Origin of the sequence: Lentzea sp. CC55 (assembly GCF_021056325.1) — a bacterium.
In the GTDB taxonomy this organism is placed as follows: domain Bacteria; phylum Actinomycetota; class Actinomycetes; order Mycobacteriales; family Pseudonocardiaceae; genus Lentzea; species Lentzea jiangxiensis.
The window spans coordinates 359,632-384,867 of the sequence record NZ_JAJCXE010000054.1 but is presented as its reverse complement, the minus strand read 5'-3'; the positions used below and the strand labels follow the sequence as shown (position 1 = coordinate 384,867).

The 25,236-nt window shown below is 72.0% G+C and carries 30 protein-coding genes; 11 read left to right on the top strand and 19 right to left on the bottom strand.

Going from position 1 to position 25,236, the window contains the following annotated elements; all coding sequences use genetic code 11:
- Nucleotides 1–3: 3 nt before the first annotated feature.
- The 8 genes from L6E10_RS34545 to L6E10_RS34510 form a co-directional block, all read right to left on the bottom strand.
- Nucleotides 4–234, bottom strand: a complete 231-nt coding sequence (locus L6E10_RS34545; RefSeq protein ID WP_236224344.1) for a hypothetical protein — start codon at nucleotides 232–234, stop codon at nucleotides 4–6.
- An 80-nt stretch (nucleotides 235–314) separates the two neighbouring features.
- Entirely contained in the window at nucleotides 315–1,151 is an 837-nt protein-coding gene (locus L6E10_RS34540) for an NAD(P)H-binding protein (protein ID WP_236224343.1), read from the bottom strand.
- A complete protein-coding gene (locus L6E10_RS34535) occupies nucleotides 1,148–1,903 on the bottom strand; it encodes a TetR/AcrR family transcriptional regulator (protein ID WP_236224342.1) in 756 nt (251 codons plus the stop codon). The genes L6E10_RS34540 and L6E10_RS34535 overlap by 4 nt, the downstream gene beginning before the upstream one ends.
- Before the next feature lie 634 nt (nucleotides 1,904–2,537).
- The gene (locus tag L6E10_RS34530) at nucleotides 2,538–3,047 is read right to left on the bottom strand and encodes a general stress protein (RefSeq protein ID WP_236224341.1); all 510 of its coding nucleotides are present in this window, start codon (nucleotides 3,045–3,047) and stop codon (nucleotides 2,538–2,540) included.
- A gap of 38 nt (nucleotides 3,048–3,085) precedes the next feature.
- Entirely contained in the window at nucleotides 3,086–3,862 is a 777-nt protein-coding gene (locus L6E10_RS34525) for an arylamine N-acetyltransferase (RefSeq protein ID WP_236224340.1), read from the bottom strand.
- Nucleotides 3,840–4,349 (bottom strand): GNAT family N-acetyltransferase, encoded by a 510-nt coding sequence (locus L6E10_RS34520; RefSeq protein WP_236224339.1) that lies wholly within the window; start codon nucleotides 4,347–4,349, stop codon nucleotides 3,840–3,842. The genes L6E10_RS34525 and L6E10_RS34520 overlap by 23 nt, the downstream gene beginning before the upstream one ends.
- 37 nt (nucleotides 4,350–4,386) lie before the next feature.
- Nucleotides 4,387–5,643, bottom strand: coding sequence for a hypothetical protein (locus L6E10_RS34515; protein WP_236224338.1), 1,257 nt, complete (start codon nucleotides 5,641–5,643; stop codon nucleotides 4,387–4,389).
- Nucleotides 5,640–6,218, bottom strand: a complete 579-nt coding sequence (locus L6E10_RS34510) for an RNA polymerase sigma factor (protein WP_236224337.1) — start codon at nucleotides 6,216–6,218, stop codon at nucleotides 5,640–5,642. The genes L6E10_RS34515 and L6E10_RS34510 overlap by 4 nt, the downstream gene beginning before the upstream one ends.
- A gap of 114 nt (nucleotides 6,219–6,332) precedes the next feature.
- Between L6E10_RS34510 and L6E10_RS34505 the strand changes: the two genes are divergently transcribed.
- Both L6E10_RS34505 and L6E10_RS34500 read left to right on the top strand, forming a co-directional pair.
- Nucleotides 6,333–6,587 (top strand): hypothetical protein, encoded by a 255-nt coding sequence (locus tag L6E10_RS34505; protein WP_236224336.1) that lies wholly within the window; start codon nucleotides 6,333–6,335, stop codon nucleotides 6,585–6,587.
- A 485-nt stretch (nucleotides 6,588–7,072) separates the two neighbouring features.
- A complete protein-coding gene (locus L6E10_RS34500) occupies nucleotides 7,073–7,804 on the top strand; it encodes an SDR family oxidoreductase (protein ID WP_236224335.1) in 732 nt (243 codons plus the stop codon).
- Here the strand turns inward: L6E10_RS34500 and L6E10_RS34495 are convergent.
- Together L6E10_RS34495 and L6E10_RS34490 are read right to left on the bottom strand one after the other, a co-directional pair.
- Entirely contained in the window at nucleotides 7,786–8,289 is a 504-nt protein-coding gene (locus tag L6E10_RS34495; RefSeq protein WP_236224334.1) for a DUF2087 domain-containing protein, read from the bottom strand. The two genes, L6E10_RS34500 and L6E10_RS34495, sit on opposite strands and share 19 nt — an antisense overlap.
- Nucleotides 8,290–8,354: 65 nt before the next feature.
- On the bottom strand, nucleotides 8,355–8,831 hold the full coding sequence (locus L6E10_RS34490; RefSeq protein ID WP_236224333.1) for a hypothetical protein: 477 nt from the start codon (nucleotides 8,829–8,831) through the stop codon (nucleotides 8,355–8,357).
- Between the two features lie 48 nt (nucleotides 8,832–8,879).
- Here L6E10_RS34490 and L6E10_RS34485 point away from each other — a divergent pair, with 48 nt between their 5' ends.
- Nucleotides 8,880–9,896 carry a YafY family protein gene (locus tag L6E10_RS34485; protein ID WP_236224332.1) on the top strand — a complete coding sequence of 339 codons (1,017 nt, stop codon included), beginning with the start codon at nucleotides 8,880–8,882 and terminating at the stop codon, nucleotides 9,894–9,896.
- 5 nt (nucleotides 9,897–9,901) lie between these two features.
- Nucleotides 9,902–11,068 carry a glycoside hydrolase family 55 protein gene (locus tag L6E10_RS34480; RefSeq protein WP_236224331.1) on the top strand — a complete coding sequence of 389 codons (1,167 nt, stop codon included), beginning with the start codon at nucleotides 9,902–9,904 and terminating at the stop codon, nucleotides 11,066–11,068.
- On the opposite strand, the gene L6E10_RS34475 is transcribed toward L6E10_RS34480, so the two are convergent.
- From L6E10_RS34475 to L6E10_RS34455, 5 genes are read right to left on the bottom strand one after another with little or no spacing between them, the layout of a single operon-like run.
- Nucleotides 11,022–11,837, bottom strand: a complete 816-nt coding sequence (locus tag L6E10_RS34475) for a DUF3626 domain-containing protein (protein ID WP_236224330.1) — start codon at nucleotides 11,835–11,837, stop codon at nucleotides 11,022–11,024. The two genes, L6E10_RS34480 and L6E10_RS34475, sit on opposite strands and share 47 nt — an antisense overlap.
- A complete protein-coding gene (locus L6E10_RS34470; RefSeq protein WP_236224329.1) occupies nucleotides 11,827–12,444 on the bottom strand; it encodes a DUF2238 domain-containing protein in 618 nt (205 codons plus the stop codon). Before L6E10_RS34470 ends, L6E10_RS34475 begins: the two co-directional genes overlap by 11 nt.
- Nucleotides 12,434–12,952, bottom strand: a complete 519-nt coding sequence (locus tag L6E10_RS34465) for a sugar O-acetyltransferase (RefSeq protein WP_240011824.1) — start codon at nucleotides 12,950–12,952, stop codon at nucleotides 12,434–12,436. The genes L6E10_RS34470 and L6E10_RS34465 overlap by 11 nt, the downstream gene beginning before the upstream one ends.
- Nucleotides 12,953–12,969: 17 nt before the next feature.
- Nucleotides 12,970–13,728: an SWIM zinc finger family protein gene (locus L6E10_RS34460; protein WP_236224327.1), complete on the bottom strand. Its 759-nt coding sequence runs from the start codon at nucleotides 13,726–13,728 to the stop codon at nucleotides 12,970–12,972.
- The gene (locus L6E10_RS34455) at nucleotides 13,728–16,046 is read right to left on the bottom strand and encodes a DEAD/DEAH box helicase (RefSeq protein ID WP_236224326.1); all 2,319 of its coding nucleotides are present in this window, start codon (nucleotides 16,044–16,046) and stop codon (nucleotides 13,728–13,730) included. The genes L6E10_RS34460 and L6E10_RS34455 overlap by 1 nt, the downstream gene beginning before the upstream one ends.
- Before the next feature lie 35 nt (nucleotides 16,047–16,081).
- Here L6E10_RS34455 and L6E10_RS34450 point away from each other — a divergent pair, with 35 nt between their 5' ends.
- The 5 genes from L6E10_RS34450 to L6E10_RS34430 all read left to right on the top strand — a co-directional run bounded on the left by L6E10_RS34450 (nucleotide 16,082) and on the right by L6E10_RS34430 (nucleotide 22,260).
- A complete protein-coding gene (locus L6E10_RS34450; RefSeq protein WP_236224325.1) occupies nucleotides 16,082–16,840 on the top strand; it encodes a TetR/AcrR family transcriptional regulator in 759 nt (252 codons plus the stop codon).
- A gap of 109 nt (nucleotides 16,841–16,949) precedes the next feature.
- Entirely contained in the window at nucleotides 16,950–18,191 is a 1,242-nt protein-coding gene (locus tag L6E10_RS34445) for a hypothetical protein (protein WP_236224324.1), read from the top strand.
- Nucleotides 18,188–19,144, top strand: coding sequence for a glutamate ABC transporter substrate-binding protein (locus L6E10_RS34440; RefSeq protein ID WP_236224323.1), 957 nt, complete (start codon nucleotides 18,188–18,190; stop codon nucleotides 19,142–19,144). The genes L6E10_RS34445 and L6E10_RS34440 overlap by 4 nt, the downstream gene beginning before the upstream one ends.
- Before the next feature lie 12 nt (nucleotides 19,145–19,156).
- Nucleotides 19,157–21,289, top strand: a complete 2,133-nt coding sequence (locus L6E10_RS34435; RefSeq protein ID WP_236224322.1) for a serine/threonine-protein kinase — start codon at nucleotides 19,157–19,159, stop codon at nucleotides 21,287–21,289.
- Entirely contained in the window at nucleotides 21,289–22,260 is a 972-nt protein-coding gene (locus tag L6E10_RS34430) for a PP2C family serine/threonine-protein phosphatase (protein WP_236224321.1), read from the top strand. The genes L6E10_RS34435 and L6E10_RS34430 overlap by 1 nt, the downstream gene beginning before the upstream one ends.
- 20 nt (nucleotides 22,261–22,280) lie before the next feature.
- Here L6E10_RS34430 and L6E10_RS34425 read toward each other — a convergent pair whose 3' ends face one another.
- The gene (locus L6E10_RS34425) at nucleotides 22,281–22,676 is read right to left on the bottom strand and encodes a hypothetical protein (RefSeq protein ID WP_236224320.1); all 396 of its coding nucleotides are present in this window, start codon (nucleotides 22,674–22,676) and stop codon (nucleotides 22,281–22,283) included.
- Nucleotides 22,677–22,724: 48 nt separating this feature from the next.
- On the bottom strand, nucleotides 22,725–23,189 hold the full coding sequence (locus L6E10_RS34420; protein WP_236224319.1) for a hypothetical protein: 465 nt from the start codon (nucleotides 23,187–23,189) through the stop codon (nucleotides 22,725–22,727).
- A 6-nt stretch (nucleotides 23,190–23,195) separates the two neighbouring features.
- Here L6E10_RS34420 and L6E10_RS34415 point away from each other — a divergent pair, with 6 nt between their 5' ends.
- A complete protein-coding gene (locus tag L6E10_RS34415; RefSeq protein ID WP_236224318.1) occupies nucleotides 23,196–23,966 on the top strand; it encodes an alpha/beta hydrolase in 771 nt (256 codons plus the stop codon).
- 39 nt (nucleotides 23,967–24,005) lie between these two features.
- On the opposite strand, the gene L6E10_RS34410 is transcribed toward L6E10_RS34415, so the two are convergent.
- The gene (locus L6E10_RS34410) at nucleotides 24,006–24,341 is read right to left on the bottom strand and encodes a DUF4440 domain-containing protein (protein WP_236224317.1); all 336 of its coding nucleotides are present in this window, start codon (nucleotides 24,339–24,341) and stop codon (nucleotides 24,006–24,008) included.
- Nucleotides 24,342–24,380: 39 nt separating this feature from the next.
- Here L6E10_RS34410 and L6E10_RS34405 point away from each other — a divergent pair, with 39 nt between their 5' ends.
- Nucleotides 24,381–24,713 (top strand): helix-turn-helix domain-containing protein, encoded by a 333-nt coding sequence (locus L6E10_RS34405; protein ID WP_236224316.1) that lies wholly within the window; start codon nucleotides 24,381–24,383, stop codon nucleotides 24,711–24,713.
- On the opposite strand, the gene L6E10_RS34400 is transcribed toward L6E10_RS34405, so the two are convergent.
- Complete coding sequence (locus L6E10_RS34400) at nucleotides 24,687–25,208, bottom strand: hypothetical protein (RefSeq protein WP_236224315.1); 522 nt, start codon at nucleotides 25,206–25,208, stop codon at nucleotides 24,687–24,689. The genes L6E10_RS34405 and L6E10_RS34400 overlap by 27 nt on opposite strands.
- Nucleotides 25,209–25,236: the final 28 nt, after the last annotated feature.

Sequence of the window (25,236 nt, the reverse complement as noted above, 5' to 3'; positions counted from 1 at the left end):
GCATCAGACCACAGCCACCTGACGTATTTCCACGACGCACGCCGGGAGGTGGACGCGCTTGACCCGCTCGAGGGCCTCGGCGGCGTCGCGGACGTCGATCAGCCAGTACCCGGACACCCCGCAGGCGTCCGGCACCAGGTCACCCGCGTCGAGCAGGACGCCCGCGCGGACGAGGGCCTCGCCGTGCAGCGCCGCCAACGGGACCGGGCTCCTGACGAACACCATGAACCGCACCGGACCTCCTCGTTCGCCTCTCACCGGGACGTCGAACGAGGAGGTGCCGCAATCGACGGCATGATCGGTGGCGCAGGCCGTCAGGCCGTGAAGTCGGCCCTGTGGTCGCGAGCCCACTGCGCGAACGTCCGGTAAGGCCGTCCCATCAGCCGTTCGTAGTCCTCGGTCACGACGAACTCGTAGTCGGAGAAGTCGTCGGCGTCCCCGCCCTCGTAGCCGCCGAGCCCGAGGACGTACCGCGCGATCTCCTCGGGCCAGCCAACGCTGACGTAGTACGCGAGCGCCTCCTCCACGGTGACGTCGCGGAAGGTCAGCGTCCGGCCGAGCACCTCGCCGAGCGCCGCGGCCATCTGCCGTTGCGTGATCGGCGGCGGCCCGGTCAGCGTGTAGGCCCGCCCGGCGTGGCCGTCCTCCCGCAACGCCTTCAGCGCCACGTCGGCGATGTCGGCCTCGTGGATCGGCTGGCCGAGCTCGTCGGGGTTCGGGTGCACGATCGTGCCGTCCTCGCGGATCGACGGACCCCACAGGTCGATCTTGTTGACCGCGAACTCACCGGGCCGCACGTGGGTCCACTCGACGCCGGAGGCCTCCACGGCCTGTTCGACCGGCAGGTGGTGGGTCTTGTCGTACCCGTGCGTCACCGCGCCCGAGGACAGGGTGACGATGCGCCGCACACCCGCTCGCACCGCGCGGTCGACGACCTCCTGGGCCGTCGGCGGGTGCACGAACAGGTACAGCTTCTCGACGCCGTCGAACGGCAGGCCATCCGGGTCGTCGAGGTCCGCCTGCACGACCTCCACGCCGGCCGGGAACCGCGCCTTGGCCGGGTCGCGGGTGATGGCCCGCACCGGTCCGGCGAGCCCGGCCACCACCAGCCGCCCGACGTTGCCCGTCGCCCCGGTCACCAGCGTCGTCATCGCAGACCCCCTTCGATGCCGTCGAGCAGCTTGTCGAGCCCGTAGTCGAACGAGCCGCGCACGTGGTCGGCGAGCGAGCCCTCGATGTCGTAGGCGTCGGCGTTCCACAGCGCCGTCATGGTCGGGTAGCGCTCGACGTCGAAGTAGTCGTCCCAGAACACCTGCCGGGCACCCCACCAGGAGTCGCCGGACTCCCCGGTCGCCGCCGCGAGCTGCTGGTCGTCGACCTCCGACGCCGCCACGCCGTGCACGAACCCCTCGACGGCGACGTGCGCGACGGTCACCTGCCGGGGCTCGAGCCCCGAGTCGGCCAGCGCGGCGAGCAGGAACTCCTGCCCGTCCATCAGCCCGGGCCCGAGCGGAGGCCGCACCATCGACACGTCCCGCATCCACGGGTGCGCCCGGTAGACCTCGCGCGTGCGCTCGGCGTAGTGCTTGACCCGTTCCCGCCACGTGCCCGCGGCGCTCAGCTCCCGTTCCTGCAGCACCGCGTCGGTCATCAGGTCGATCAGCTCGGCCTTGCCGGGCACGTGCGTGTAGAGCGACATCGTGCCGACGGTCAGCTCCTGTGCGACGCGGGCCATCGACATCGCGCCGAGCCCCTCGCGGTCGGCCACCGCGATCGCCGCGCTGACGATCTGGTCGACGCTCACCTTGGGCCTCCTGCCGACCGGCTTCGGCTCCTGCGGCGTGCGCCAGAGCAGTGCGAGCGTCCTGGCCGGGTCTCCCCCACCGCTGCGTTCGGCGGCCATCCGTCCACCCCATTTCCGTAGGCCATACGGAAACATTACCGTACGCCCTACGGAAATGGGGTCCGGGTGAGGTACCAGGTGACTTCGGCCAGGTCGGGGTCGGTGGGGTCAGCTCGGCGCACATCTCGCGGACGATGAGAAGTCCCACCGCCCGGCACCTCCGCTCACCGCCGCCCAGCGGTGGTCGGGCCGAGAACCCGCTGGACGCGAGGTGCTCGCGCAGGGCCTCGGCGGCACGGTCGCCGGTCGCGGTCACCTCCCGCGCGCAGGAGCCGGAGCCGCAATGCCCCTCACCTTCCGCCACCCGCAGCCCGGCCGGCGCCGGCGGCACGCCCAGCCCGGTCAACGCCACCAGCCGGAGCAACCCCCTCGGCCATTGCCGCTCCCCGAGCACACCGATCACGCAGACGACCGCGTACAGCCAGTACGACTCGGCCTCCGACGGCACCCACGCCCCGGACGCCCACAGCGCCCGCGGCACCACCGGTCCGCGGCGAGCGGGACAACCAGGCCCACAGTGCGATCGGCGGCATCCCGAAGAGCAGCGCCCCCGGCATCGACATGATCGTCAGTGAAGCGGAAACGCCGCCCCGGTCAGCCGGGACGGCGTTTCTCTTGTGGTGGGAGCCGGGAACTAGGAGCGCCAGGCCAGCGCGGTGAGCATCTCCCTGCCGCGCTCGGCGCTGCGCGGGTGGCTCAGGACGTCGTAACGACCGGCCACGAGCTGGGTGGTCGAGGCGAAGTCGCGCTTGCCGCGCGTCGCCGCGTAGCGGGTGGCGGCACTGGCCAGGCCGAATACCGTACCGACGACCAGACCCGTGACGATCGGGGCGAGGGCGCCGCCGGGCGAGAACAGGCCCAGCAGCAGACCGACGAACAGACCGAACCAGGCACCCGACGCGGCACCCGCGCCGAGGACGCGGCCCCAGGTCAGGCGTCCGGTGACGCGTTCGACGATCATCGGCTCGACGCCGACGATGGTGACGTCCGCGACCGGGAAGTCGTTGTCCGCCAGGTGGTCGACCGCGCGCTGTGCCTCTTCGTACGTCGCGTACGAGCCGATGGGCCAGCCCGTGGGCGGGGTGGGCAGTGCGTTGACGCCGGTGGAATTGGCTCCGGTGGCGAACGGAGTCGCGGTGGTCATTTCCAACACCTCCGAAATGCGATCCCCTACACCCGGTACTACGAACGCGGCGCCGATTCTGTTCCCGGAGTCGAGCCGATGTGACTCAGCTCCCTGTCGGTCAGCGTGATGTCCAGCGATTCCAGCGTTTTCCCGAGGTCTTCCACCTGAGAAATCTCAGGTTCCTCCCCCGCGTGCTCGACGGTGAGCTGCCGGCCGACCAATCGGCGGCTCAGACCCGGTTCCAGACGCATGACGACGAGCTGGCGGCTGAACGGCGAACGCTCGTGCGTGGCGACGTAGTAGTTGGCGGCCGTGTAGTCGACGGGGCGTTGCTCGACGTCGTCCTCGAACGCGTGCTGCAGCTCCCACTGGCCCGCGACCTGCTTCTCCAGCACCCACCGGCGGTCCTCGCGGCGCAGCCGGTGGGGCCAGCCGGCCTGGTCGACGACCGCGCCGTCGGCCAGCGGCATCGGGTGCAGCATCCCGGCGCCGAACCCGACGTCGACGAGGTGGTCGTCCACGATCGACATCATGTGCGTGCGCGGTCCTGTCATCACGCGGCTCATGCGCCGTGCGACGGTGTAGCCGAGACGTTCCAGCACGGCGGTGAACAACAATTGGTGTTCGTAGCAGTAACCGCCGCGGCGGCGCCGGACCAACTTGTCCTGGATGTCGGCGAGGTCGAGTGACGGCACGATGCCGAGCATCACGTCAATGTTCTCGAATGGAATGGCGCGCACATGCGCTTCGTGCAACTCCGTCAACGAACTGGATGCCGATGCTCCCGTGCGCGCGAGGTATGCGTCTAAATCAAGCAATTCCGTCTGCCACATGGCGTTCCCCCTGAGTCAGTTGCCACTCTTCTCTCGTCAGCGCGTACTCGACCTCTCCGTATTCCGAGCCGGGCAACGGGTCGGGGAAGTCGACGTGGAAGGTGCGGACGTGGCGCAGCCCGCACTTGTGCAGCACGCGCCGCGAACCGGCGTTGACGAACATCGTGGTGGCGACGACGCGCCGCACGCCGCCGGTGGTGAAACCGCGTGCGATCAGGGCCGACGAACCTTCGGTGGCGTAGCCGAGGCCCCAGAACGCGCGGTGCAGCCGGTAGCCGAGTTCCACGACGTCGGTGCCGTGGAACTCGAACCAGCCGACGAACGCTCCGGTGGCCTTCTCGAAGGCCAGGTGGAAGCCGGGGCCGAGGTAGTTCCCGACCGGTGCCGGGTCGAGGAACCGCATGACCTCGGGGTCGGCGTGCAGCGCCGTCAGCGCGCCGGCGTCGGAGGCACGGGCCGGACGCAGGATCAGGCGTTCGGTCTCCACGCCCTGAATCCTGTCCCGCCCGTCCACCGCTTTTCGGCTACGGCACGTCCTTGGGCTTGATGGTCTCGAGCACGGCGCCCTTCGCGTCCCGCACGACCACGCGCGAGTCGGGGTGGCGGTCGATCAGGGGCGCGGCCAGCACGAACGTGCCGCCGCCGATCGACGCGGGCACGTCGGCCAGGCCCGGACGGGTGTAGGTGATCGATGCGGCCCTGGGGTCGGTGACCAGGCCGACGGCCGCGAAGGTCGAGCTCGCCATCGCACCCACCTCGCCGGGTTCGGCCGGCTCGCGCAGCGTGAAGTCGTAGAACGCGGCGAACGCGGCGACGGTCGTGCCGCGGACCTCGTCGAGGTCCTCGGCCTCGTGCACGGTGGCGGCCGCCGTCCGGTCCTCCTGCCCGCAGTAGAGCAGCAGGTCGCCGAAACGCCCGAGGCGCATCGTGGTGGTGGCGCCGAGGCGGACGGTGAGGGCGTGCGCGAACTGGTCGGCGTCGGGGACGGGCCGATCGCGCAGGCACCGGGCGAACTCCCGCTCTTCCTCGGTGTCGCGCTCCGCGGGCGGCAGCGGCCGGTCGACGACCGCCTCCGTCGGTCCCGGCACCCCCCGCACGGCGAACTCCGTTCCGCTGACCAGTGCTTTCGTCCCGGTCTCGGCGTGGGTGTAGCCGCTGGGGTCGAGGAACAGGCCGTCGACGACGGCGGGCAGCGCGGTGTTGCTGGCCGGGTCGGAGATCCGCGAGAGGCTGACGATCCGCACGTCGCGCGACACCAGGCCCGCCATCGCGCCGGTCCGCGTGGTGAACAGGACCTTCACCTCGCGCGGCCCGTCGCCCACGGCTGCCGGGTCCGGTGCCGACACGGTCGTGGTGGTGGCGGTGTTCGCGCAGAAGAAGACGCCGGCGGGCACCCGGAACGCGGTGAGCGTCGTGCCGTTCTTGCGGCTGGTGGCGATGGCCTGCCAGTCGGCGGCCGGCGGGTGGGCCCTGGCGGCACCGGTGCAGCGCGCGAGGACGTCCGGGGTGACCTTGCCGCGTTCGACGTGGTTGACGACCGCGCGGTCCTTGCCGGCGAACTCGCCGTTGTGCTGCATCGGCGGCGCGGCGGGCTCGGCCGTGCCGCCGAGCAGGGTCTGGCTCGCGACGAGGGCGCCCGCGGCGAGCGTGCTGACGGCGGCGGCGATCAGGACCGCCCTGCCGTTGCGCGCGGGCGGGTCCATGCCCTCGGACAGGCGCTGCCGTGCCCGCAGGCGGACGTCGTCGGGCAAGGGCCGGTGTTCTGGGAGGTGGTCGATCACGGGGTGTCCTCGGGGGTCAGGTCGCGCAGCCGGGCACGGGTGCGGGAGACGCGGGCGCGGACGGACGACTCGGCGATGCCGAGCAGGGCGGCGGCGTCGGCGGTGGACACGTCGCCCAGCAGGCACAGCTGGGCGATCTCGCGTTCGGACGAGGGCAACGTCGCGATGACGGCCACCACCGCGGCGAGGCGGCGTTGCGCGTCGGTGCGGGCGGCGACCTCGTCGGCGTGGTCGCGCTCGTCGTGCGGGGTCAGCCGCGTGAGCAGTCGCACCGCCCTGCGCGAGGCGCGCCATTCGGTGCGGGCCCGGTTCGCGGTCACGGTGTAGAGCCACGGCAGGGCGGAGTCGCGCAGCAGCCGGGCCTCGCCGCGCTTGCGCCAGGCCGTCAGGAACGTCGCGGAGAGCAGGTCCTCGGCCTGCGACCACGAGGCCGTCAGCCGGTAGGCGTAGTTCCAGACAGCTTCGGCGTGGCGTTCGAACAGCTCGGTGAACGCGGCGTGGTCGCCTTGCGCGATCCGCTCCCACAGGTGCGCGTCCGGCGGCCCGACGTCCGCGCAGTGGGTCGTCTCAGTCATCACACTCCGCCTGGGGCCGTCACCGGCCAGTGTGTTGCGTGACACCGCTCACACACTTGTGGGGGAGGCGCCCCTCGTTCGAGGCGCGGACGACATCGATGGCAAGATCGTCGTGTGCCGATCGAGCAGCAGCAGTCCGGCTATGCCGAGCCGGAGACCCAGGTGTTCGCGAAGATCTCGACCGAGGACACGGACGCGGCGACCATTCCCGGTGTCCCGCCGGTGACGCCCGCACCGGCCGTGCCCGCCGCGGCGGCAGCCGCCGTCGTGGCGCCTCCCGCGGTGGCGGCGCCCGCGCGCAAGCCCAAGTCGCTGACCCGGCGGCTGGCCCGCAGGATCCTCGGCCCGACCCTGATGACGAAGAAGTAGGCCCTAGCGGTCGGGGACCTGGCCCAGTCCACCGCAGACCCGGCAGGCGGACCGGTCCTCGTTGAGCCCAGACCCATGGCAACGGCTGCACTCTTTCACGGAAGAACAGTGTCCGCTTCTACCGGGAGTGAGGGCAGCCGCCAAAAAGGGACCCTCACGGCAATAATGGGTGACCCCCACCGTTCACGCTCGGTGATCAAGCCTGCGTGGACGGTGCCGCCGGGATCTCGTTGGCACGTGCGACATTGCCTGCGACGACGCCCCTGCGTTCGGCGTGCGGGAGTCTCCACCAGCCCGAGCAGCCGCGCGGGCACGGATGTGTCATCTCGTGCAGCACAAGGCCTTGCGGGCCGGGGACGGGTTGCTGCCACGACATCGTTCCGGACCCCGCGCACAACGGGCAGGTGTCCTCTTCTCGCTCCACACCAGGTAAGTACTCCACATGGGACACTGTGGGCAATCGCTGGATCGAGGGGAGATCACCGATGGCGGTCGCGGTCGTGACGGGAGCGGGGTCCGGGGTCGGGCGCGCGGCGGCGCGCACCCTCCTGGAGGCGGGGTTCCGGGTGGCGCTGGCCGGACGGCGCGAGGACGCGCTGACCGAGACCGGAGAGGGCTTTCCCGAGACGGCGCTCGTCGTGCCCACGGACGTGTCGCGTGAGGACTCGGTCGTCGCGCTGTTCGAGACCGTCGTGTCGCAGTGGGACCGTGTGGACGTGTTGTTCAACAACGCCGGGATGAACGTGCGCGCGACACCGGTCGAGGAGTTCAGCCTCAGCGCGTGGGAGAAGGTCGTCGGCGTGAACCTCACAGGTGCTTTCCTGTGCGCCCGTGAGGCGTTCAAGGTGATGAAGACCCACGGCGGTGGCCGGATCATCAACAACGGCTCGATCTCGGCGTCGGTGCCGCGGCCGCACGCGGTGGCGTACAACGCGACCAAGCACGCGATCACGGGACTGACGAAGTCGCTGTCGCTGGAGGGCCGTGCGCACAACATCGCGTGCGGGCAGATCGACATCGGCAACGCCGCGACGGAGATGACCGAGCGGATGGGTCAGGGCGTGCTGCAGGCGGACTTCGAAACCAGGGCGGAACCGACGTTCGACGTGCGGCACGTGGCCGACGCCGTGCTGTACCAGGCCCAGTTGCCGCTCGACGCGAACGTGCAGTTCATGACCGTGATGGCCACGGCCATGCCCTACATCGGCAGGGGCTGAGCCTGGTAGAGGCCGCCGCCGCGTTCGAGCAGGCCGAGGTCGACGAGGTAGCGGCGCAGGGTGACGTGGTCGAGCTCTCCCCCGTCGCACCACGCCCGCAGCCGCTCGTTGATCTCGGTCTCCTCGTAGTAGGTCCGCGCGGTGAAGGCGTGCGAGGCGACGTGCTCGAGGATCTTGCGGCGGCGTTCGTGCGCGACCGGCAGCGAGACGAGCTTGTCGCCGCGCACGAACGGTGCGAGCCCGTCGGCGGGCATCGCCTCGGTGAGCGTCGCCGCGAGGGGCTTGAGGTCGGCCGGGCGGGCCGGCTCCCCCTCGACCAGGCCCGCCTCGCGGAGCTTCCGCAGCGCGATGCCCGCGTCTTTGACCTCGAGCCCGGCCGCGGCGGCGATGTCGGCCAGGGTCGCCGCGCCGAGGACGACGGCGGCGAAGGCCCGCAGCCTCGCGGGTTCGGCCAGCACGCGCACCACGGTTTCCGGAGTGGTCATGCCTGCGAACCTAACGCCGCCGTCCACTCGTTTTCAGCGCGAGGGCGCGCCCTGCCAGTCGGGGCTCATCGGCCCACCAGGCCTTCGGCCATGACGTCGGCGAGGTAGCCGTCGAGGTCGGGTTCGCCGGGCTCCAGCACGTGCCGCACCCACGCGCGGCGCTCGTGCTCGAGCGGCGGGAGCTCCCAGACGCAGCCGATGAGGTCCTTGGGGATGACGCCGAAGCGGGTGAGGTCGGGGTCGGTCGAGCCGAGGAACGGCTGGTCGCCGGAGACGGCGGTGCGGCAGTGCAGGACGTTGTCCCAGACCCAGTTGTAGGCGTTGAGGTACATGCCCGCGGCGCTGCGGTGCAGCACCGTCACCGTGGCCGGCGGGGTGGGGTCCTCGAAGTCCGGGTAGATCGTCGGTAGGAACGCGTAGGCGGCCTCGCGGATCTCGTCGGTGATCACCAGCCCGGGGGTGACCACCTCGTAGCGCTTGACGTGCCTGCCCGCGACGACCAGCGGTTTCCTGACCGCCAGCTGCTTCTCGTAGAAAGCCATGCATCGAACATATGAGCTATCCCTGACAGCTTGTGGCAGTGTGTTCGCGTGCGTGCGAGCCGGTTGGTGTCGTTGCTGCTGCTGTTGCAGACCAAGGGCCGGATGACGGCCCAGGCGCTGGCCGACGAGCTGGAGGTGTCGGTTCGCACGATCTACCGCGACGTCGACTCGCTGCACGCCGCCGGGGTGCCGCTGTACGGCGACGCGGGCCCGTCCGGCGGCTACCGGCTGCTCGACGGCTACCGCACGCGGCTGACCGGGCTGACCGAGCAGGAGGCGGAGTCGCTGTTCCTGGCCGGGCTGCCGGGACCGGCGGCGGAGCTCGGCCTCGGGGAGGCGGTGTCGGCGGCGCAGCTCAAGCTGATGGCGGCGCTGCCCTCGCCGATGCGCGACCGGGCCTCGCGCAGGGCGGAGCGGTTCCACCTCGACGCCCCGTCCTGGTACTACGACCCGGAGCGCTCACCGTTCCTCGAGGTCGTGGCGGACGCGGTGTGGCGCAGCCGCCTGCTGGAGGTCGGCTACCGGCGCTGGCGCGCGCCGGAGGACGTGACGCGGGTGCTGCGGCCGCTGGGCCTGGTGCTCAAGGCGGGCCGCTGGTACCTGGTCGCCCAGGGCCAGACGCGGATCTCGACGTACCGGGTGTCGCAGATCCGGTCGGTGACGGTGCTCGAGGAGTCGTTCGAGCGGCCGGAGGGCTTCGACCTCGCGGCGCACTGGGCGGCGTCGCTGGAGGAGTTCCAGGCGCGGCAGTACACCGGCGAGGCGGTCGTGCGGCTGTCGCCGCGGGGCTGGGAGTCGTTCTCCTCGCACGTGCTGCCGCTGGTCGCGCGCGCGGCCGAGGAGTCGGCTGTGGAGGACGGCGGTGGTGTGCGGGTGAGGATCCCGATCGAGTCGGTCGCGCACGCGACCGGGATGCTGCTGCGGATGGCCGGTGAGGTGGAGGTGCTGGAGCCGGCGGAGCTGCGCGAGCAGGTGACGGAGGCGGTGCGGCGACTGGCGGCGATCTACCTGCCGCAACCGGGGGTGCACTTGCCCGCGCCGGCGACCGTCTCGTCCATAAGCTGAGGTTTATGGGGGATTACTCAAATTCAACTCGCCGTTCGTTCCTGCGCGCCGGTGCGGCCACCGCGGGCGGGGTCGGGGTGATGGCGCTGGCCGCCGCGCCCGCGCACGCCGCCGGTACCGCGCACGTGGTCAAGGTCGGTGACTTCGGCGCGCGGGGTGACGGCCAGACCGACGACACCGCGGCCGTGCAGCGCGCCATCGACGAGGCCTACCGGCTGGCCGCCGAGGGCGGCGGCTATGCCCGCGTCGAGTTCGGCGCGCAGACCTACCGGCTCGCGTCGCAGCCGGTCAGGCCCACGCCGGGCGGTCCGGGGGGCCAGCTGGTGTTCCCGGCGCGCACGTCCGGGCCGATGATCACGGTCGAACTGGCCGGAGCGGGCGTGCAGACGGGTCTGCAGTTCGTCTACGACGGCGAGCAGGCGCCGGCCGGCACCCTGCTGAAGTCGACCGTCACCACGACGTGGTCCGGTCACGCCGCCGGCCAGCCGCCTGCGGTGATCGCCTCGCCGAAGGGTGCCGACTGGGGCGGGTTCAACCGGGTCAGCGTGGCCGTCACGAATCTCGCGATCCAGGTGCCGTCCAACCCGACGGTGTCCGGCCTGAACCTGTTCTGGGCGCCGCAGGCCCGCCTGCAGAGCATCCGGATCAGCACGCCGGACCCGTTGCCCGCCGTCGTGGAGCCCACGCACCGGTGGTCGACCGGCGTCGTGCTGCCCGGCGGCGGCAACAACGCGGTGGTCTACCTGCGCGACGTGCACGTGTGCGGCTTCCACACCGGGGTGCTGTTCAGCGAGCACACCGACGGCTCCAGCCTGCTGGTCTTCGGCTGCAAGGTGGCGCTGGCGCCGCTGGGCAAGGTGCTGCACACCTCGCGGTTCGGCCTGGTGACCGTGGAGTGCTGCCCGGTGCTGATCTCGCAGGTCGACTGGGAGGCCGGTCCGATCGCGGCACCGCAGGGCGACCGGTTCCGCATCGAGCTGCTCGACGTGGAGGAGTTCAACGGCTTCGACGCGCGGCTGAACTGGACACGGCACCAGGTGCACGTCAACGATCCCGGCAACACCTACCGCGGCTGGATCTGGATGGCCCGCTCGGGCCGTGACCACCTCGGCATCCCGCTGACGCTCAGGGGCGCGCAGAACCTGCAGATCCACGAGATCCAGGACAGCTGATCCCGAACCGCGCCAGGTGGTGCCACAGGTGCTTCACCACCTGCGGCGGCGCGTCGCAGCCCTCCAGCAGGAGCGGGTCGAGGAACCCGTCGCGGGCGATCGCGAGTCCCCACTCGACGGACTCGGGTGTGCGGTAGTCGCGGTGGCGCAGCAGGTCCTGGGTGGACAGCCGGAAGCCGGGGTGGCGTTCGACCGGGCACGGCAGCTCGATCCCGGCGGACTCCGGATCGGGGAAGCTGGGGTCGAGCACCACGGCTTCGACGTCGTCGAGCGTGACGGGGCCGTGGACGTGGGCCTCGACGTAGTCGTCGAGCGGATCGGCCGCGTGGCCGGTGAGCTCGTGCAGCCGGAAGCGGCGGGCGGTGCCGAAGTCGACGGGGTCGAAGACGCTGTCGGGGTGGCAGAACGTCGTGCGGTCGAGCACGTCCTCCTTGAGCCGCAGGTGTGCCGACCCGAACCGCGGTGCGCCGCCGTGGGGCAGGCGGAGGTGGTTGAGGGCGCCGTACTTGGGGCGTTCGGCGGGGTCGGCGTGGTCGTAGGCGCCGCCGAACAGGCGGCTCTCCCACTCCCAGCGGGCGCCGCCGGGGTGTGCGGTGAGGCCGCCGTTGCCGGTGCCGGTCTCGAACTGCGAGCGGTAGACACCGTCGCGGGCGATGGCGGCGAGCACGCCGCGGCCGGGGTGGAAGTTGAGGGTGACGCGCAGGTCGCGCGGCAGCGGCCCGCCGGTGGAGCGGGCCTCGACGTGTGCGATGGCCCGCTCAGCGGACACGGGCGAGCTCGCGGTCGTGCACGCGCGCCAGGGTCAGCTGCGCGGCAATCGCGCCGAGCAGGGCCATGAACATGTCCCACTGGGTGTCCCACACGTCGCCCTGGGTGCCGAGGAAGTCCTCCGCGGCGGAGCCACCGGCCACCGCGGCGGCCCACTCCCCCAGCTCGTAGGTCGCGCTGAACGCCAGGCACACGCAGACCACGAGGAAGAACAGCCATCCGCCGGGGCGCAGCGGCGACGTGCGCAGCAGGATCTCGCGTGCCAGCAGGGCGGGCACGAATCCCTGCACGAGGTGGGCGAACCGGTCGTAGTGGTTGCGTGCCAGGTCGAGGAGGTCCTGCGCCCAGAACCCGGCCGGCACGCGGGCGTAGGTGTAGTGCCCGCCGAGGACGAGTACCAGGGCGTGCAGGAACAGCAGCCGGTACAGCAGGGGTGTGAGCGGGAACCGCCGGCCGGTGGTGATCAGCAGGGCCGCGCCGATCACGACCGGTGCCACCTCGAGGTACCAGGTCGTGCGGTCGTACGGGCCGACGCTCGACACGAGCAGGGCGACCACCGTCAGGCCGAGCAGCACCCACGGCTCGACGGTGCGCTTGTCACAGTTCACGGATCACCTTGCAGGGGTTGCCGACCGCGAGCACGCGCGGCGGGATGTCGCGCGTGACGACGCTACCGGCACCGATCACGGAGTTGTCGCCGATCGTGACGCCCGCGCAGACGATCACGCCGCCGCCGAGCCAGACGTTGTCGCCGATGGTGATCGGGGCGGCGGTCTCGAAGCGCCGGCGGCGCGCCTCGTGGTCCTCGATCGGGTGCAGGGCGGTGAGCAGCTGGGCGCGGGGGCCGATGGAGACGTCGTCGCCGATGGTGATCGTGGCGCAGTCCATGAGGATGGCGTCGTAGTTGAGGAAGCTGTTGGAGCCCATGTGGATCTGGTAGCCGTAGTCGCACTGGAACCGGGGCATGACCCACGAGCCCTCGCCGAGGGAGCCGAAGAGCTCCGCGATGACCGCGCCCTCGCGGGTGGCGTTGAACTCGTCCACGAGGGCTTGGCAGCGCCGGCGTTCGGCGACCAGTTCGGGGTCGGAGTCGCGGTAGAGCTGCCCGGTCGTCATCTTCTGCTTTTCGGTGATCACTCTTCGAGGGTGCCGCACCGCAGCAGGGCACGTGCTCTCTTCGCGGCGATCTCCATCAGGGCGGTGAGGTCGGCGGCGTCGAAACCGGGCGGCGGTTCCACCGCGACCACCACAGGTGTGGTGGCGGGGATCGGTGGTCTGGCCGGTAGTTGACCTGCGGTTTCGTGCGAAACCACCACAGGTGTTCTGGTGCCGACGGGTCCGGCGACGCGGTCGCGGACGGCGTCGAGGAGTTCCTGTTCCGGTTTTCCCTTGAGCAGCAGGAGCACGAACGGGTCGGCGTCGAGCAGCCAGCCGACCTGGAACGCCAGTGCGGCGGCGTGGCGGCAGGGCAGTTCCCAGCCGTCGCAGTCGCAGTCGGGTTCGAGGTCGCCGATGCCGGGCAGCAGGTCCACACCGGACTCCTGCGCGGCGGCGACGAGGTCGCGCGGGACGTCGTTGTCCAGCAGGGCGGCGATGTGCGCGGGGTTCTCGGCGACGCGGTCGAGGAACCGTCCCCATTGGACCTGCGAGAGCACGGGGACGCTGACGGTGGTGTTGTGGACGGTGTCGTCGTCGTGGACCTGGGCGTGCAGGCGGCCGGGGCTCACGGTGATCGGGCCGACGACGCCGGCGTGGGCGTAGCGGCGGCCCAGGCGGACCATGCCGGCGTCCAGGGCGGTGTCCTCGAGGGCCTTCACCCACTCCTTGCCCCACCACGTCGTGGCGACGCGGCGTTTCACCTTGGGGAACGCGGCGAATCCGCGTGCGGTCATCAGGCGCTCCTGAGCTGGACGAGTTCGGCGAGTTCGGCGTCGGTGAGTTCGGTGAACGCGGCGTCTCCGCCGTGCAGGACGGCGTCGGCGAGGTCGCGCTTGTCCTGCAGGAGCGCGGCGATGCGTTCCTCGACGGTGCCCTCGGTGACGAGCTTGTGCACCTGCACGGGCCTGGTCTGGCCGATGCGGTAGGCGCGGTCGGTGGCCTGGTCCTCCACGGCGGGGTTCCACCAGCGGTCGAAGTGGATCACGTGGTCGGCGCGGGTGAGGTTGAGGCCGGTGCCGGCGGCTTTGAGGGACAGCAGGAACACCGGTGCCCTGCCCTGCTGGAAGTCGTCGACCATCTGCTCGCGCCGCGGCACGGGCGTGCCGCCGTGCAGGAACCGCGTGGGCTGCTTGATGTGCTGTTCGAGGAGCCTGGCCATACCGACGTACTGGGTGAACACGAGCACCGAGCCGTCCTCGGCGACGATCGTGTCGAGCAGTTCGTCGAGCAGGTCGAGCTTGCCGGAGCCGCCGCGCAGCCGGTCGTGGCCGAGGTAGTGCGACGGGTGGTTGCAGATCTGCTTGAGGCCGGTGAGCAGCTTGAGCACGAGGCCGCGGCGGGCCATGCCGTCGCTGGAGGCGATCCGGTCGAGGGTCTCCCTGGTGAGTGCCTCGTAGAGCGCCGCCTGCTCGACAGACAGCCCGACGAACCGGTCGGTCTCGGTCTTGGGCGGCAGTTCGGGGGCGACGCCGGGGTCGGACTTGCGGCGGCGCAGCAGGAACGGCCGCACGACCTTGGCGAGGGTGTCGTCGGGTTCGGGCCAGCGGGTGCGGAACGCGCGGTGCGTGCCGAGCAGGCCCGGGGTCGTCCAGTCCAGGACGGACCACAGCTCCGACAGCGAGTTCTCGACCGGGGTGCCGGACAACGCGACGCGCGCCTGACCGGGCAGCGAGCGCAGCGCTTTGGCGGTGCCGGAGTGCGGGTTCTTGACGTGCTGGGCCTCGTCGGCGACGACCAGGCCCCACTCGTGGGCGCGCAGCGCCTCGACGTCCAGGCGCATGGTGCCGTAGGTGGTGAGCACGACGCCTTCGGCGGGCAGGGTCCGGTGTGGACCGTGGTAGCGGGTGACCGGCGTGCCGGGGGCGAAGCGGCGGATCTCGCGTTCCCAGTTGCCGAGCAGGGAGGCCGGGCACACGACGAGGGTGGGGCGGTCGGCGGCGCGGTGCAGGTGCAGGGCGATGACGGTGATGGTCTTGCCCAGGCCCATGTCGTCGGCGAGGCAGGCGCCCAGGCCGAGGCTGGTCATGTGGGCGAGCCAGCGCAGGCCGTGCAGCTGGTAGTCGCGCAGCCGGGCCCGCAACCGCGGCGGCTGCGGGAACTCCGGGATCGTGGTGAGGGCGGTGGTGAGGCTGTGCGGGGCGACGGTGACGAGCTCGCCGCCGATGAGCGCGGTGCCGGTGAGGGCGGCGGTGACGGCCTGCACGGCGGTGATGGGCTGCAGTTGCTCACGGGCCTTGCGGCGCAGCGCGGGGTCGACGAGGACCCACCGGTCGCGCAGTTTCACGATCGGGCGGGAGGCGTCGGCGACGAGGTCCATCTCGGCGTCGGTCAGCTCGTCGTCGCCCAGGGCGAGCCGCCAGTCGAACGTGAGCAGGTCGCCGGCGCCGAACCGGCCGGAGGTCTCGCCGATGACGGCCCTGGCGGTGAGGGTGGTGGTGAGGTTCGCGGGCCAGTGGACCTCGATGCCGGTGCCGAGCAGCTCGGTGACCTCGTCGTCGGTGAGTTCGGCCTGGTCGAGCAGGCGTTGCAGCGGGGGCCAGTCGATGCGGCTCATCGCCCGGATGGCGTCGAGCTCGCGGCCGGAGCCCCGCACGTCGCGCGGGTGCGGGTCGGTGACGGCGCGGACCTGGACGATCGCGCGCAGCCGCAGGTCCTCGGTCGTCTCGATGCGCAGGGAGATCGTGATCTGCTCGTCGGCCCACGCCTTGAGCTCGGGCACCTCGTGGCGCGCGGTGCCGGCGAACGGTCCTTCGCCGGTGCGGGGCAGCGTGTCGGCGACGGCGTCGAGGAACGCGCGGAGCTCGTCGTAGTCGCCGTGGGCGGCGAGCCGGCGCAGGTGCAGCTCGTCGGCGTGGTCGAGCGGTCCGACGCGCCAGGTGTCGTGGCCGCCCGCGGTCACGCCGGGCACGATGCGGCCGCGGGCGACGAACGCGAGCGCGGTGGCGGCGGCCACCGCCCAGTAGTCGTCTCGCCGCAGCGCCTCCGGGAGGGCTTCGAGCAGGGGTTTTCCGTCGAGCTGGCCGAAGCGGGGCGGGTCGGCAGGCGAGAACATACTCTGTACCGTACAGCATACGGTACGGTAGTGTGATGTTCGTGATCGAACACACGGGCAGTGGTGACCCGGCGCGGACGCTGGCGTTGCTGTGGCGCACCCAGGAGCGGGTGTCGCGCAAGGGCAAGCCGGACCTCAGCGTGGACCGCATCGTGCAGGCGGGCATCGCGCTGGCCGACGCCGACGGGCTCAAGGCGCTGTCGATGCGCCGCGTGGCCGAGTCGCTGGGCGTGGGGACGATGTCGCTCTACACCTACGTGCCGGGCAAGGGCGAGCTGGTCGACGTCATGGTCGACACCGTGCAGGCCGTGACCGGGCGTGAGCAGGCGCGGGGCTGGCGGGAGCACCTGGTGTACGTGGCGCGGGAGAACCTGCAGCTGCACCGGCGGCACCCGTGGCTGCTGCAGGTGGCGCCGTCGCGCACGGTGCTGGGCCCGCAGGTCGCGGCGAAGTACGACTTCGAGCTGCGCGGCCTGGAGGGGGTGGGCCTGTCGGACGTGGAGATGGACTCGGTGCTGAACCTGGTGCTCGGGCACGTGCAGAACTCGGCGCGCGGGCTGACGGCGGCGGCGGTGACGGAGAAGGAGACAGGGCTGACCGACCAGCAGTGGTGGGACGCGGCGGCGCCGGTGCTGATGACGGTGTTCGACCCGGCCCGCTACCCCGTGGCCGCCCGCGTCGGGGGCGCCGTCGGGCAGGCGCACCACAGCGCGTTCAGCCCGGAGCACTCGTTCGAGTTCGGGCTGGAGATGATCCTGGACGGGGTCGAACGGCTGATCGAGTCGCGCCGGTAGTTACAGGCGAGTGACACCTCGCGGGGAAGCGCCGCCAATCCCCACGCGGTGTCGGCGAGGTGCCTACAGTTACGCCACGCCGATCAACTCGCCGCTGGGAGGCACGCTCGTGGTGATCGACTCGCAGCCCCGGCAGGCGCTGCTGCGCCGGTTCACCGGACTGGCGCGGTCGACCCCTGGCCGGCTGACCGTGATCGCCGTGGTGCTGGTCGTGGCGGCGCTGGCCAGCGGCTGGCTGACGACGTGGAGCGTGAACCGGCAGGAACGGGCGCTGGAGGACCTGGCGACCCGCTCGGAGCCGCTGTCGCACGCGGCGCAGGAGGTCTACCGGGCGTTGCAGGACGCGGACGCGACCGCGGCCAGCGCGTTCCTGTCCGGTGGTCTGGAGCCCGCGCAGCTGCGGGAGCGCTACGAGGCCGACATCGCGCAGGCGCAGGCGGCGCTGTCGGTGGCGACGGCCTCCTCCCCCGACCTGACCGCGACGCTGTCCGCGCAGCTGCCGGTCTACACGGGGCTGATCGAGACGGCGCGCACGAACAACCGGCAGGGCTTCCCGGTCGGGGCGGCGTACCTGCGGGAGGCGTCGGGCCTGATGCGCACGCAGCTGCTGCCGGCGGCGCGGGAGCTGTACCGGGCGGAGACCGACCGGGTGGCCCGCGCGCAGGACGAGGCGGCTTTCCCGGTGGTGCCGGTGCTGGTGGCGCTGGCGTTCGTGGTCGCGCTCGTGCTGACCCAGCGGTACCTGACCCGCAAGACGAACCGGCTGCTCAACGTGGGCCTGCTGGTCGCCACGGGCGCGGCGGTGCTGTCGCTGCTGTGGGTGACGACGGTGTCGGTGCTGGTGATGCGCGACGTCGGCGACTCGCGCACGGCCTCGCAGAAGGTCGACGTGCTCGCGCAGGCGCGGATCGCGACGCTGACCGCGCGCGGCGAGGAGACGCTGACGCTGGTCGCGCGGGGTGCGGGCCACACCTACGAGAAGAACTTCGTGGAGGTCTCGCAGCGGCTGGAGGGCCTGCTGGAGGACGCGAGGCGCCTGGAGGGCGGCGAGGCGGTGGACTCGGCGGTGCGCCACTTCCGCGAGTGGCAGCAGGTGCACCAGCGCGTCCGCGAGGCCGACGACTCCGGCCAGTACGCGGAGGCGGTCGCGCTGGTCGCCACCCCGTACTTCGACTCGCTGGACGAGGACCTGGTGCGAGCGATCGGGCAGGCCAGGCAGGACTTCAGCGACGAGGTGGCGGTCGCGCGGGCCTCGCTCGCGGGCACGGCGGTCGGGGTGCTGGTGCTCGCGGTGATCGCCGCGGCGGGGGCGGTGATGGGGTTGTGGCAGCGACTCAAGGAGTACCGGTGAGGCGACTGGCACTGGCGGCGGTGCTGCTGCTCGGAGCGTGTTCGGCGGGCCCGGCGCCCAGCGAGGTGGTGCCGCGCAGCGCGCCGGTGCCGCAGCCGGCCGGGGCGAGCACGGTGTCGGCGGCCCCGAGCAGCCCGGGCGCCGCCGCACCGGCGTGCGACGCGACGGCGAGCCTGCGGCCGGGCCCGCTGCCCCCGGCCGGGCAGATGCCCGGCGGGTCGGCGATGGCGCGGATCCAGCAGCGCGGCCGGCTGATCGCCGGGGTGGACCAGAACTCCTACCTGATGGGGTTCCGCAACTCCTTCACCGGCGAGATCGAGGGCTTCGACGTCGACGTGGCGCGGCAGATCGCGAAGGCGGTGTTCGGTGACGAGAAGAAGGTGCAGTTCAAGGTCGTCACCGCGGCCGAGCGGATCCCGGTGCTGAAGTCCGGCGAGGTCGACGTCGTGGTGCGCACGATGACCATCACGTGCGAGCGGCTGCGCGACGTGGACTTCTCGCAGGTCTACTACCAGGCCGGGCAGCGGGTGCTGGTGCGCCGCAACTCCGGCATCACCGGTGTGGACGGTCTGAAAGACAAGAGCGTGTGCGTGGCGTCGGGGTCGACGTCGCTGGGCAACGTGGTCAACCGGGCGCGCACGACGGTGAGCGTGCCGAACTGGACCGACTGCCTGGTCATGCTGCAGCAGGGACAGACCGACGCGATCTCCACCGACGACACGATCCTGGCCGGCCTGGCGGCGCAGGACCCGTACACCGAGGTGGTGGGCGCGCGGTTCACCGACGAGTCCTACGGGGTGGGGATCCCGAAGGGGCAGGAGGACCTGGTCCGGTTCGTCAACGGCGTGCTGGAGCGGATGCGCGCGGACGGCACGTGGAACGGGATGTACCGGCGGTGGCTCACCACGCTGGGCCCGGCACCCACGCCGCCGGCCGGCCGTTATCGGGACTAGGGAGGGGTCACGATGGCTGACGAGGTGGACCTGCCCGTGACGGGGCCGGCGACGGCCCCGGGCACGGCGCCGTGGTCGGTGTCGCGGGAGATGTCACGGCCCGGTTCGGCACGCGCCCGGCGCGGCAGCACGCGGTCGATGAGCCGAGGCCGGCTCGGGGCGGGCCTGGTCGAGGTGCCGCGGGTGCCGTACCGCGACCCGAAGACCGCGGTGCTGCCGCACCCGGAGGTGCCGGAGGCGAAGCGGTTCTGCTCGAAGTGCGGCAAGAAGGTCGGCCGCGCCAAGAACGGCGGACCGGGCCGGGTGGAGGGGTTCTGCCCGCAGTGCGGCCACGCCTACTCGTTCACGCCGAAGCTCGCGCCCGGCGAGGTGCTGCACGACCAGTACGAGGTGCTGGGGTGCCTGGCGCACGGCGGCCTGGGGTGGCTGTACCTGGCGCTGGACCACGCGGTGAGCGACCGGTGGGTGGTCCTGAAAGGCCTGCTCGACTCGGGTGACGCCGACGCGATGGCGGCGGCGCTGGCGGAGCGGCGGTTCCTCGCCGAGGTCGAACACCCCAACATCGTCAAGATCCACAACTTCATCCGCCACGAGAACAAGGCCAGCGGCAAGCTCGTCGAGTACATCGTGATGGAGTACGTCGGCGGCGAGTCCATCAAGGACATGATCACGCGCCGGCGCCGGGAGGGCCGCGGCGACGAGGCGCTGCCGCTGGCGCAAGCGATCGCGTACGTGCTGGAGATCCTGCCCGCGCTGGGCTACCTGCACGGGGTGGGGCTGCTGTACTGCGACTTCAAACCGGACAACATGATCCACACCGAGGAGCAGCTCAAGCTGATCGACCTGGGCGCGGTGCGGCGCATCGACGACCACCACTCCCCCATCTACGGCACGGTCGGCTACCAGGCGCCGGAGATCGGCACGATCGGGCCGTCGGTGTTCTCCGACATCTACACCGTCGGGCGGGCGCTGGCGGTGATGAGCTTCCCGTTCGACTTCCGGGGCGCGTGCAGGGACCGGCTGCCCGCGGAGCGCGAGCAGCCGCTGCTGGCGCGGTTCGAGTCGTTCCACCGGCTGCTGCTGCGCGCGACGAACCCGAACCCGGAGCTGCGGTTCTGCTCGGCCGAGGACATGGCCGAGCAGCTCACCGGGGTGCTGCGCGAGGTGCTGGCGCTCGAGGACGGCGTGCCGCGGCCGGGCCCGTCCAAGCAGTTCACCCCGGAACGCCGCCGCTTCGGCGTGGAGGGCGACCTGGACCTGCGCGAGGTGGCGGTGGCGTTGCCGGCGCCGAGCGTGAGCACCTCCGACGCGGCCGCGTCGTGGCTCGCCACGGCAACCGCGACGGACCCGGCGGGGCTGCGCAAGGCCCCCGAGGTGACGGTGGAGGTGCGGCTGCGGATCGTGCGCGTGCTGATCGAGTCCGGCGACACCGCGGCCGCGCGCGAGGAGCTGGCGGCGCTGACGGCGCCGTCGATGTTCGACGAGCCGGAGCTCGACCCCGCCGAGGACTGGCGGCCCGACTGGTACCGCGGTCTCGCGGCGCTGGTGGACCGGCGGCCGGGCGAGGCGCTGGGGTTCTTCGACGCGGTGTGCTCGGCGGTGCCCGGCGAGGCGGCCCCGAAGCTCGCGCTGGGCGTGTGCTGGGAGGCCACCGGGGACCTGAAGGCGGCGGCGGGCTGGTACGAGGTGGTGTGGCGCACCGACCACGCGTACGTGTCGGCGGCGTTCGGCCTGGCGCGGGTGCTGCTGGCGTGCGGGGACCGGGCGCGGGCGGTCGAGGTGCTGCTGTCGGTCCCGGACACGTCTTCACAACACTTGGCGGCGCAGATCGCGGCGGTGCGCGCGCAGCTCGGCCACGGTGACGCCGACGACCTCGTCGCGGCCGGGGAACGGTTGCACGCCTTGGACATCGACGTCCACTCGCACACGCAGCTGTCGGCGGAGCTGCTGGAGGCGGCGTACGACTACGTGACCCGCAATCAAGCCGCCGAGGGCAGGGTGCTGGACTGTGCACTCTCCGAACACGAGCTTCGGCTGGGTCTCGAGCGGCGCTACCGCACGCTGGCCCGGTTCGCGGCCACGCCGGAGGAACGGATCGCATTGGTGGACCGCGCGAACGCGGTAAGGCCTAGGACGTTGGTTTGATGGACACCCTGAAGTGCCCGGAGTGCTTCGCGCCCGTCGCGGCGGAGGACCGGTTCTGCGAGGCGTGCGGACGCAACCTGCTGGTCCGCCGCACCCCGCTGGGCGGACCGACCGGTCCCGCGCAGGCCTCGTGCATCCTGTGCGGGTCGCCGGACATCGATGACGAGGACTACTGCACCCAGTGCGGCCGGCACCAGCCCTCGGCGCGCGACCGGGTCGAGTACACCCTCGGCGCGGTGTCCGGTGTGTCGGACCGGGGCAAGCGCCGCGCGCGCAACGAGGACTCGATGGCGTTCGGCCACGTCGCGGGCAAGGGCGTCGCGGCGGTGGTGTGCGACGGCGTGGCCTCCTCGGAACGCGCGGAGCAGGCCTCGCAGGCCGCCGCCGACGCCGCGGTGGACGTGCTGCTCAACGCGCTGATCGACACCGCCGACGCCGAGCAGGCCATGGTCGACGCGGTCGCGGCGGCGTGCTTCGCGGTGGAGCAGCTGGTGGAGAACGAGCCGCTCGAGCCGGGAGGCCGGGGTGTGGCTCCGTCGTGCACGTTCGTCTCGGCGCTGGCCACGGACTCCTCGGTGACGATCGGCTGGGTCGGCGACTCGCGTGCCTACTGGCTGTCCGACGAGGGCTCCAAGCAGCTGACCACGGACGACACGTGGGCGGCGCAGCTGGTCGCCGAGGGCGTGCTCACCGAGGAGCAGGCGCGCACCGACCGCCGCGCGCACGTGCTGTCGCGGTGGATCGGCGCGGACGCGGGCCAGGTGGTGCCGCAGGTGGTGACGCTGCAGCCGACCTCGCCGGGGGTGTTCCTGCTGTGCTCGGACGGCCTGCACAACTACCGGCCCGAGCCGGAGGACCTGCAGCCGCTGCTGCCGTGCGGGCCGGAGGAGTTCGTGAAGGTGGCGCTGGAGGCGGGCGGGCACGACAACATCACCGTGGTGCTGGTGCCGTTCGCTCCCGCCGCCCCTTAGTTCACCCCTTGTGGTGAACTTCAGCGGCTGTGGCGGCGGAACACACCGTCGTGGAACGTCAGCCACGTCCCGTCGCCGGCGGGGATGACCCCGTACGGGTCGTCGGTGCGGGCGTCGAACGAGCCGAGGTGCGCGCCGGTGCGCGCGTCGGCGAGGTGGTGGTGGAACCACTTCTCGTCGTCGTTCTCACCGGTGACGACGACGTAGGCGGTGTCGGCGTCGAGGTAGCCGCCGGTCCACGCCAGCCAGGCGTCCTCGTCGTAGCCGAGGTCGGTCGCGCGGACGCGGGCGACGACGTCGCCGCCGGGGTAGGTGTGGAAGGCGGCGTCGTCCTGGCCGTGGTGGACGGTCATGAAGTGCCGGCCGTCCGCGGTGAGCGCCACCAGCACGCGGTCGTTCCACGGGTAGGGCCGCACGTCGAGGGTGGAGCCGTCGAGGCGGCCGCGGAACAGCAGCGACCCGTCCTACCCCTCGCCGACGTCGAGCAGGACGTCGGTGCCGTTGGGGTGGACGTGGTGGTCACCGCCGTGGCCGGCGGTGCCGAGACCGGCGCCGGCGAGCAGCGCCCCGGTGGTCGCGTCCAGGACGTGCCAGGTGTCCCTGCTGTCGTTGCAGTGGCCCATCGCGTCGGGACGGAACAGCCACACGGTCGTGCCGTCGTGCGAGAAGGCGCATCCGGCCCGGACGCCTGACACCTCGTGCTGGGCGGTGCCGAAGGCGTGCCGCCACCGCACCTCGCCGGCGCGGTCGACGCAGACCAGGTCGTTGTCGGTCGTGTGGACCGCGCTCGTGAGGTCCGGCGCGACGGCCCGTCCCCTCGGTTCGGTGGCGACGGGGAAGGTGACGCCGCCGGGACGTGCAGGGCGCCGCCGGCGCAGCGGACCGCGGTGATCATGCCCGCACCGCAGTCGGCGGCGAGCCGTCATCATGGGCGGATGAGGAGGGCGGTGTTGATCGCGCTGGCGGTGGTTGTCACCATCGTCGCCGTGGTCTTCGGCTTCCAGAGCAAACTCGTGTACTTCCCCTCCCCCGGTCCGCTGCCGGGCGCGGACGAGGTGATGCCCGGCGGCCGGGACGTCCGGCTGGTGACGGCGGACGGGCTGGTGCTGGGCGGCTGGCACTTCGAGCTGCCCGACGCGCCCGCGACGGTCGTGGTGTTCCCGGGCAACGGAGGCAACCGCTCCGGGCGGTTGTCGCTGGCGCGGGGGCTCACGGCGCGCGGGCTGTCGGTGCTGCTGTTCGACTACCGCGGTTACGGCGGCAATCCGGGCTCGCCGTCGGAGGAAGGGCTCACCTACGACGCGCGGGCGGCGCTGGACCTGATCGACGGGCCGGTCGTGTACTTCGGCGAGTCGCTGGGCGCGGCGGTGGCCGCGGAGCTCGCGACGTTCCGCGCACCGAAAGCCATGGTGCTGCGGTCGCCGTTCACGTCGCTGGCGGCGGCCGGGTCGCACCACTACCCGTGGCTGCCGGTGAAGGTGCTGTTGCGGGACAAGTACCCGGTTGTCGAACGGGTGTCCGCTGTGGACGTGCCGACCGTGGTGGTGCTGGGGACGGCGGACTCGGTCGTGCCGCCCGCGCAGAGCCGCGAGGTCGCGACGGCGGCGCGGGCGCGGCTGGTCGAGGTCGCGGGCGCCGACCACAACGACGAGGTGCTGGTGTCCGGGCCGCAGGTGGTCGACGCGGTGCTGTCGGTCAGCCGGTAGGCGCGATCTCGCCCGGCTTCGCGGCGGGGCACCACCCGGTCAGGCGGTGCCGAAGGGGTTGTCGATCACGTACCGCCACCGGCCGTCCGCGTTCCTGCGGGCGACGTCGGTGGCGGTGCCGTGCACGTCGCCGATGGTCCAGTCGACGATGAGCAACGCGATGCCGTCGTGTTCGTAGACGTGCCGCGGCCGGATGTCGATCGGCAGGCCGAGGTCGAGGAACCGCTGGTTGGCGGCTTGGCGTGCGGCCGCGGTGACGGTGGTGCCGGGTTCGGGGACGAACAGGCCGGCGGGTTCGTAGACGGCGTCGACGGCGGTGGCGTCGCGGGAGTTGAAGGCGCGGGCGAACTCGTGGGCCACACTGGCGGGATGCATGCCGACAGCGTCGCGTCCACTCGAATGGGTCACCAAACGGTGACCTGGGATCGCCCGTCCGAGGACTGCCCGGTGGAGGTGGCGCTGGCGGCGATCAGCGGCCGGTGGGCGACGCTGGTGCTGCGCGACCTGCTGGGCGGTCCGCGGTCGTTCTCGCAGCTGCGGGCGGGGTTGCCGTCGTTGAGCGCGAAGGTGCTGACCGAGAGGCTGGAGTCGCTGCTGGCGCAGGGTCTGGTGGAGCGCACCCGCTGCCCCGGCTTCCCGGTGCGCACCTCTTATGCGGTGACGGCGAAGGGGCGGTTGCTGCGGCCGTTGCTGGAGCAGCTGTACCGCACGGGTGAGGCGTTACTGGGCGAGCTCGCGCAGGAGTGACTCCAGCGGCGCGATGACGGTGCGGGAGCCTTTGAGCTCCTCGGAGATCAGCGCGGCCCGCGGGCCGACGCGCTGCCAGAACTTGCCCTGGACCGGTAGCTCGGTGAGGTCGAGGGTGAACCGCGGCGGGTGGCCGAGCTCGCCGGTGAGCTGGGCGACGACCTCCACGAGCACCTCGTGGAACACCGTCCGCGCGGCGTCGCGCCTGTCGGACTCCTCGGGCGAGGCGGGGTCGGGCCGCCACGCCTCGAAGGCGGGCTTGAGCTGCGCGGGTGTGCCGACGGGCCAGCGGAGGGGCACGGACTCGGCGCCGCTGTTCGTCAGCGACCGCGTCCACCACCGGTCCCACGCCGCCCCGAAGGTCTCCGGCACCACGGCGCCGGACAGCCGCGGGACCGGCGGGGTCAGCGCGGGGATGGCGTCGGCTGTCGGTGTGCTGACCCCGAGCGCGTCACGGACGTAGAGGGCGAAGGTGCCGCCGTCGCGGCTGGACACCTGCCATGTGGAATCCCCCGGGAAGTGC

Excerpts from the sequence above, each read along its gene's own strand:
- L6E10_RS34450 (WP_236224325.1), top strand. The coding sequence starts at position 16,082 with ATGTTCGTGATCGAACACACGGGCAGTGGTGACCCGGCGCGGACGCTG.
- L6E10_RS34420 (WP_236224319.1), bottom strand. The coding sequence starts at position 23,189 with ATGATGACGGCTCGCCGCCGACTGCGGTGCGGGCATGATCACCGCGGT.
- L6E10_RS34510 (WP_236224337.1), bottom strand. The coding sequence starts at position 6,218 with ATGACTGAGACGACCCACTGCGCGGACGTCGGGCCGCCGGACGCGCAC.
- L6E10_RS34530 (WP_236224341.1), bottom strand. The coding sequence starts at position 3,047 with ATGACCACCGCGACTCCGTTCGCCACCGGAGCCAATTCCACCGGCGTC.
- L6E10_RS34430 (WP_236224321.1), top strand. The coding sequence starts at position 21,289 with ATGGACACCCTGAAGTGCCCGGAGTGCTTCGCGCCCGTCGCGGCGGAG.
- L6E10_RS34495 (WP_236224334.1), bottom strand. The coding sequence starts at position 8,289 with ATGACCACTCCGGAAACCGTGGTGCGCGTGCTGGCCGAACCCGCGAGG.
- L6E10_RS34480 (WP_236224331.1), top strand. The coding sequence starts at position 9,902 with ATGGGGGATTACTCAAATTCAACTCGCCGTTCGTTCCTGCGCGCCGGT.
- L6E10_RS34435 (WP_236224322.1), top strand. The coding sequence starts at position 19,157 with ATGGCTGACGAGGTGGACCTGCCCGTGACGGGGCCGGCGACGGCCCCG.
- L6E10_RS34415 (WP_236224318.1), top strand. The coding sequence starts at position 23,196 with ATGAGGAGGGCGGTGTTGATCGCGCTGGCGGTGGTTGTCACCATCGTC.
- L6E10_RS34540 (WP_236224343.1), bottom strand. The coding sequence starts at position 1,151 with ATGACGACGCTGGTGACCGGGGCGACGGGCAACGTCGGGCGGCTGGTG.
- L6E10_RS34455 (WP_236224326.1), bottom strand. The coding sequence starts at position 16,046 with ATGTTCTCGCCTGCCGACCCGCCCCGCTTCGGCCAGCTCGACGGAAAA.
- L6E10_RS34500 (WP_236224335.1), top strand. The coding sequence starts at position 7,073 with ATGGCGGTCGCGGTCGTGACGGGAGCGGGGTCCGGGGTCGGGCGCGCG.
- L6E10_RS34410 (WP_236224317.1), bottom strand. The coding sequence starts at position 24,341 with ATGCATCCCGCCAGTGTGGCCCACGAGTTCGCCCGCGCCTTCAACTCC.
- L6E10_RS34535 (WP_236224342.1), bottom strand. The coding sequence starts at position 1,903 with ATGGCCGCCGAACGCAGCGGTGGGGGAGACCCGGCCAGGACGCTCGCA.
- L6E10_RS34465 (WP_240011824.1), bottom strand. The coding sequence starts at position 12,952 with ATGACGACCGGGCAGCTCTACCGCGACTCCGACCCCGAACTGGTCGCC.
- L6E10_RS34525 (WP_236224340.1), bottom strand. The coding sequence starts at position 3,862 with ATGTGGCAGACGGAATTGCTTGATTTAGACGCATACCTCGCGCGCACG.
- L6E10_RS34490 (WP_236224333.1), bottom strand. The coding sequence starts at position 8,831 with ATGGCTTTCTACGAGAAGCAGCTGGCGGTCAGGAAACCGCTGGTCGTC.
- L6E10_RS34460 (WP_236224327.1), bottom strand. The coding sequence starts at position 13,728 with ATGACCGCACGCGGATTCGCCGCGTTCCCCAAGGTGAAACGCCGCGTC.